We start from the raw sequence: 7443 nt of genomic DNA on the forward strand, positions 1-7443 counted from the left end.
AAAGCAGATAGCAAACCAGACAGTGAAGAAAGCAGCCCTAAAGAAGTCACTAAGATCGAAGGTGGCAACCCAGCTGATCACCTAGGCGATACCCAAGACCCAACTGCCCCAACCTTAACCAAAACAAATGACGCAGGTAACCCTGCTGAAAAAGGCGATGGTGCAGTGAAAGTTCAGCTTCCAACTGATGCGGTAGAAGGCGATAAAGCAGAAATTACCTTTACTGATGAGCAGGATCACCCTGTTAAAGCCGTTTACGAAAAACAAGCGGATGGCAGCTGGAAACTTGATCCTGAAGCAAGCGAAAACGTGCCAGAAAACACCCTACCAGAAACAGTGGAGAAAGATACACCATTTATTATCCCTGAAGAGAAATTAAAAGATGGTACAGAGGTAACAGCAAAATCGACTGATGTCGCAGGAAAAGAAACCCCAGCAACACCAGTGAAAGCAGGCTTTGACAAGCCAGTGACAACACCAGCGTTATCAGAAGGCTATCCGAAGTCACAAAACACCTCAGGTAACCCTGATACGGATGCGGCAGATCAAGCAGTACTCGTTGGAACTGCAGATCCAAAAGCGGTGATTAAAGTTCAAGATAAAGAGGGCAACCCATTAACGCCAACTGCAACGGTAAATGATGAGGGTAAATTTACCTTAACCATTCCTAAAGAAGATTTAGCGAAAGGGCCATTCAAACTTATTGCTGAATTAACCGAAAACGGAACAACGGAAAGTAGCAACCCAACAGATCCGATTGCTGTTGCACAAACCGTACAACCGGGTACACCAGTTGCAAACCCAACTGTTGAAGCAACGCCATCAACAGACAAAGGCGGCTATCCGAACGATAACACCCCACCACCAGCCCCAACCATTAATGTTGGCGACAATGGTGATGGCAAAGTTACCGTAGGCTTGCCAACAGATGCGAAAAATGGCGACAAAGTCACCATTACTTACTTTGATGAAGCAACAGGTGAAAAGAAAGAAGTGGTGGTCACCAAAGCTCAAGATGGTTGGAAAGTCCCAGCAGATAGCCCAATTCCACAAGATAAGATCAACGGAAACAACCTTGAAATCCCAGCGGATAGCGTAAAAGATAACTCGGAAGTGACCGCTCGTACCCAAGATTTAGCGGGTAACTTATCAGAGAAAAAGAAAGGTACTTCAAAATATGATGAAGTGACGGCAACACCAAGCTTAACGGTTAATGCGATTGATACGGCTGAAAAAGCGGACAATACGATTGACGCGTTAGTGGTAACAGGTACAGTGAAAAAAGATAACACTCCTGAAAATGGTGCGAAAGTCAAGCTCCTTCATAATGGTGCTGAAGTTGTTCCAACTGACAAAGGCTTGGTAGCGAATGATGAAGGTGAATATAAAGCTGTGCTTGTGAAAAAAGGCACACCAGCTGATGTAAAAACTAAGCTAGAAACCGCATATCCAAACCACACAATCATTGAAGTAGAAGAAGTACCAACTACAGGTAATCTCACTGTGATTGCTCAAAAAGAAGGTAAAGCACAAAGCCCGAATACTGATGCAGCAATCCCAACTACATTGGCTAACGATACAACGGATCACCCGTTAGATAAAGAAGCTCCAACAGCACCAGGATTGCAAGCTTTCGGCTTTGCAGATGGTCCAGAAAAACAGGGTGATGTTGAAGTGACTTTCCCAACAGATGCGGTAGAAGGCGATACGGTTGCAGTAACCATTACCCCACCAGCAGGTAGTGCAGATACAACACCAACAGTAATCACCTTTACAAAAGGTAAAGATGCTTGGACGTCAAACCCAGCATTACCAGCAGGCTACACAGTAGATGGCAATAAATTACATATTGAATCAACGTCTATTCCTGATGATGCAACAGTAAGTGCAACCTCAACTGACCTAGCAGGTAAAACAGCAGATGGGCAAGCGGTTACAGCTCAACAAGATCCAAGACAGACTAAATTGGAAGATGAGGTAACAGTTGCAGCAGTTGATACTGACGGAAGTGCTAATACAACGGCAGAAATCATTACCATCACAGGTAAAGCGGAAGCGGGTGCAAAAGTAACACTTTATAAATCAGACGGAACAACCAAGATTGCTGAGTTCGATGTACCTGCTGCACAACCTGGAGCTAATGGTGAAACCCCAATGGGCGACTTTACCTTCACTGTTCCAAGCGAACATATCCCAACAACGGATACTGCCAAAGACTTCGTAATTAAAGCAAAAGTACCGAATGTTGCGTCAGAAAAATCAATAGACGTAGATGTAACCACCGCACCAGGTAAACAAAGTGATTTAGACAAAGTTACTTTAACTGGCACAGCAGCAGATCACAAAAACCAAGTGCTTGAATTACACAAAGATGGTGTAAAAGTTGGCTCTGTTACTACAAATGAAAGCGGTGAGTTTACCTTCAACATTACCAAAGGCGATGCAAACAACAACGCAACCGATGGCAATGTTAAAGTCACTGACTTACCACAAACAGATGCACTTACCAGCTTTGTGGTGAAAAAACCAGATGGCACAGCAGTCGCGTTCAACGGAACAGCAGAGCGTAAAACAGAAGGTTCTCAACATACTGGCGATACAACTGCACCAGAGCTTGAAGCGACACTCACAGTACAGTTACCAAACCGCCCTGTGAAAGTAGATAAAGCTGAGCCAGTGGATACCAAAGATGAAAAAGCAAATGCGTTAGACATCAAGTTACCAAATTCACCAGTTGACCAAGATGAACTTCACGTCATCGTTAAAACCAAAGAGGGTGAGAAAAAAGTTGTCTTTACTTATGAAAATGGCGATTGGAAAAAAGGTGGTGATACTCTCAATGTTGGCGAAACCAAACCAACATTAGGAACTGATGGTAAATATAGCATTAGCATTCCAGCAGACGCGCTGAAAGAAAATGACACCTACACCGTCATTCACCGCGACCTTGCAGGTAATGCCAAAGTTTACAGTGCACCAGTTTCAGAAAAATTCGACTCAAGCCCAGAGAAAGTTGATGCTCCTGTGGTTTACACCGGTACGAAAACAACAGAAGCAGGTAACGGCGAGAATATGCTTGTAACTAAATTTGCAGGCAAAGATGAACCAACAAAACCAGCAGCAGTAAATGCAGGTGACATCGTATTCCGTCCAGGTTTGGATAACACCAAGTTAGAAGTGAGCTTTGTGAAGAAAGATAGCGATTTAGCAAATGTTGATAAAGCTAGAGATGTTATTTACGGTAAGTTAGAAGGCGATAAATTCAAGTTCTACAAAGATTCAGCCTACAACACACCAGTTGAAGAGGGATTAGTAACCGAAATTACAGGGCAAGATGGCTACACCCATTATGTTATCCCAGCGGATAAAGTGGTAGACAACTCACAATTTACCGTAGTAGGCATTAACGAAGGTGGAAAACGCTCAGACAACCCAGCTGATGTTGCAACCTCAGTGGCACAGGCAGAATACACCGCAGGCTTTGACGATAAAACCGACAAAGCAGTGGGCGATCCTGCAATTGCACAGGCTAATGCAACTAGCAACATCACTATCACGCCAACAGCAGCAGTGGATACTGACGGTGATAACAGCAACATAAACAACAACGCTGACGCTAACAAAGTCGCAGTGAAATTTGATGCAAGCCACTTAGCTGGAACATCTGCAGAAGCTCTAGGCTTAAAAGTGAATGGTGATAAAGGTGCAGATAATCAAATTATCGTTGCACTTAAACAGCCAAATGGCAAATGGAAACTTGTACAGTCAGATAAAGCGACATTAGATGAAGCACTGAATGCAACTCATTCAGATGACTTATCTGAAGTCTCTAATGGAGTGGCAACCATTGATGCTGAAACAGGTAAAATTACTCTGAACAAAGCAGTAGTAAATGGTACGGGTGGCGAGGATAACAAAACCTCCGAAGTGAAAGCTAAAGCAAAAGATGCTTATGGTAATAGCTCAACGGAAGTGTCTCACTCAGCAACACACGCAGATCCTGCAACGCCAATGGTAGATAGACCAAACATTGAAGATTTAGGTAGTGGTAAAGCCACCATTACATTAGGTGCTAATAATGATGGAATGGTTGTTGAAACTCAAGGCAAAAAACTTACGGTATCAAAAGGCAATGATGGCAAATATGAAATCAATCCGCAAGATACTGCAGGTGTAGAGATTGACCCAATTACAGGCAGAGTAACCGTAACGGTAACTGGAACAGATATCGTAGACGTTAGTGCGACAGGTAAGAGAGGTAATGATTCATCAACAACAGTCACCAAACAGATCAACCCAGCTAAAGATGCAACACCAGAACACACCGACCCTGTGGATTTACTTCCACTAGAAAACGGTGATGTAGAAGTGAAACCAGGTACGGATAACAAGAAAATTCGTATTAGCTACACCGCACCTGACGGCACAGCACATAACGATGTTGAGCTAGTGAAAGGCAGTGATGGCAACTGGACACCATCAACCAGAGCGGAAGATTTCACCGTTGCAAATGGCAAAATTACCTTGAAAGCAAGTGCGGTAAAAGATATGACGGAAGTGACCGCTATCGGTAACAACGGTAATCAAGATCAAGAAGGCAATGCAAGTGCCTATCCGTTTGTGGATGATAATAGTCTTGGTGTTGCCGATAAACCTTGGTTACACCCAAGCGACAACAATATGTCGATTGAAAAAGGTGCAGATAACCACCGTGTTGATGTAACCTTTAAACCAAAAGGCAAGGCAGGTACTCAAGAAACCATCACCGCAAAATTAGTGGAAGGTGGCTACTGGGTATTAACAGATAGCAATGGTGCACCAGTTGATCCTGATGTGGCAGAAATTAACCCTGATAACGGCACAATCACCCTCAAAGGTGGTGCAGTAGAGCCAAACACAAGCATTACTGCAACAGGGCATAATTTACAAGAAACAGCACAGGGGGTTTATACACCTGATAATAACCGCCCAGCTGATACTGCAAGTGGCACAACAGAAGCAGCTCCGTTGCCACCACAGCCGCCTGCAAAACCAAAAGAAACGCCACCTGCTACATTGGGGAATGAAGGCGATATTCACATTGTATCTGTATCGGATAGTGAATTTAGAGTAGTTGATAAAAATAATTCGTATAGTAGCTCTAATATTCGAATATCATTTAAAGTATATGATATGCAAGAAGGTAAAATTAAAGATGCCACGATATGGGTTGGTGAGCCAACACATGAGGGGTGGGCTAAAGTATTTAGAGTTGATGGTCAAGTTGTTGAAAGTGTTCGTGATGCAAATGTTGGCAATAACACTCAAGAAACATCGTATAAAAATAAAAACAACATAGTCTTTAGCGGAACAGAACGTTATAAACTGGTTGCGGATAGCCCTGCAGATAGTAGCTTGAATGGTCCGAATGACCCTAACCTAAAAATTACTTTAGAGCAAATCAGTGGGGGACATGCTACAGATTCAGGTGGTACAGTAGTAGATACTCCAGTCAAAGATAAATACCTGAAAAATGAGGTTGTTTATGGAGCCTCTCCTGATGATGAAACAAAAGATCCATCAGATAAAGTAGGATATAGTCATATGACTGGTACAGATAAAGGCGGTGTTATCATCAAACCAGCTTCTGACGCAAATTATTTAAGCGTTCAGTATGTTGATGAAAACGGAAGAACGAAATATGCCTCTTTAACCAAAGAGAATGGCTCGTGGAAACTTGTGGGTGATAAAAACGATTTTGATCTTTCTGATCCAAACAATCTGAAGATCAAAGCCGATAGCCTGCGTGATAATCAGCAAAATGGTGTAAGCGTAAAACAACGCCAAGAAGGTAAGGCTCTATCTGATGCACAGCCTATTACACCTCAAGAAGATTACGTACCACCAGCACCGCCAGCACCACCTGTGAAATCACTTGTGGATACGCTAAATGACATTAAAGCAGGACAACCACATACGAATACGGTTGATCGTTTAAGTACAGGCAGACCTGCTGCAATGAAAGATATGGCAGACTTTACTAAAAACGAGGGTGGAAATGTTCAAGGCGGTCTTATTATTAAGACAGGTTATGAACTCACTAATGATAATCAAGCTGTTCAAATTGATGGTGCGGTGAACTACGGTTCATTGATTCCGATGAATATTGATATGAAAGGTGGCGATGATGTATTAGTGGTTGAAAACCAAGTGCAGTCTACAACTATCAAGCTCGGTGAAGGAAATAACTTACTTGCAGTTGGTGTTGCAAACCCTGGTTTTGATCTCTATGAAGATAAAACAAAACACGCAACAGACGGACGCTATGTTTTCGCTAATACAGGAAAAACACCAGGAAACGGATATGCTAAAGTCCCTCATATTGAGAACCAACACGGAGCTAATGGTGGTAATATCATTAACTCGAAAGTTGAAGGTGGCAATGGCGATGACGTTATCTTAATCGGCGGAAGTAACTCAAATGGTCTTGTAAGTACTCGTGCTGCAATTACAAAAGATAGTAGCATTGACTTAAAAGGTGGTAACGATGCACTTATCATTGCACCTCTCACTAAAGGTAGAGCAGGAAGCATTGAAGGTACAGTTAATATGGGTGCTGGCAACGATAAACTGGTTGCACCAGAAATCGCAAACGGTGGTAAAGTTTATATGGGTGATGGCAATGATATTGCTCAAATTAACCGTATGGACGGTGGTTCTTCAACCGTACTCGATATGGGTAGAGGCGACGATAAAGTTGAATTTACTGCATACGGCGATACAACCTTTATGGACGGTATCGTAAATGGTGGTGCAGGTTACGATGTTTTCGTACTCCGCAAACCATCTGGCGATAATGGTGAACAAGTTAGAAATGTATTTAAAGCTGCACCTGAAACTCACCTTTCAGCGTCTAAACTCATTAGCATTGAAGAAGTGAGAATGGAAAAAGGCTCTGCTATCGACATTTCTGCAGATTACCTAAGAAAAGGCAACATTCCAGTGTTGAAACTGCTTGCAGAGGGTAATGATAAATCAGCAGGTTCTGTAGGTGGTAATGATGCTCGCTTAGTGGATTTAGGGGCAAATGACTCAAATAATAAATTATCAGGTCAAAGTCTAGGTGAATTTAAAGCCGCAGGTCAAAAAACCGAAGGTGGAATTACCTACGATGTTTACACCGCTCCAGGTGCACAAGTTTGGATTGAACAAAATGGCGGATTTACGATTATCTAACCGTTAATTTCAATTTAAACATAACTTAACCCAAACGGACACAGATCAAAATGTGTCCGTTTTTATTTGTGCGATAATTTATATTACGGAGGGGATTTTTTATGGACGGTGATTTTTTGCGGACGATAATTTTTTACGGACGCCAGCGTGGCGTCCCTACATATACTTCGTTAATGTATTTTTATTTCGTTAATCTATTTAATTAAAAAACCATTCATTTTTAATAAC

At 42.4% G+C, this 7443-nt stretch carries 1 protein-coding gene; it reads left to right on the plus strand.

The features are described 5' to 3' along the window. A partial coding sequence (locus A1D25_RS00005; RefSeq protein WP_157393682.1) for a hypothetical protein occupies window positions 1–7215 on the plus strand: 7215 nt, incomplete at its 5' end. Between the last annotated feature and the right edge of the window lie 228 nt (window positions 7216–7443).

The sequence above is a fragment of the Ursidibacter arcticus genome (assembly GCF_009761375.1).
Taxonomy (GTDB): domain Bacteria; phylum Pseudomonadota; class Gammaproteobacteria; order Enterobacterales; family Pasteurellaceae; genus Ursidibacter; species Ursidibacter arcticus.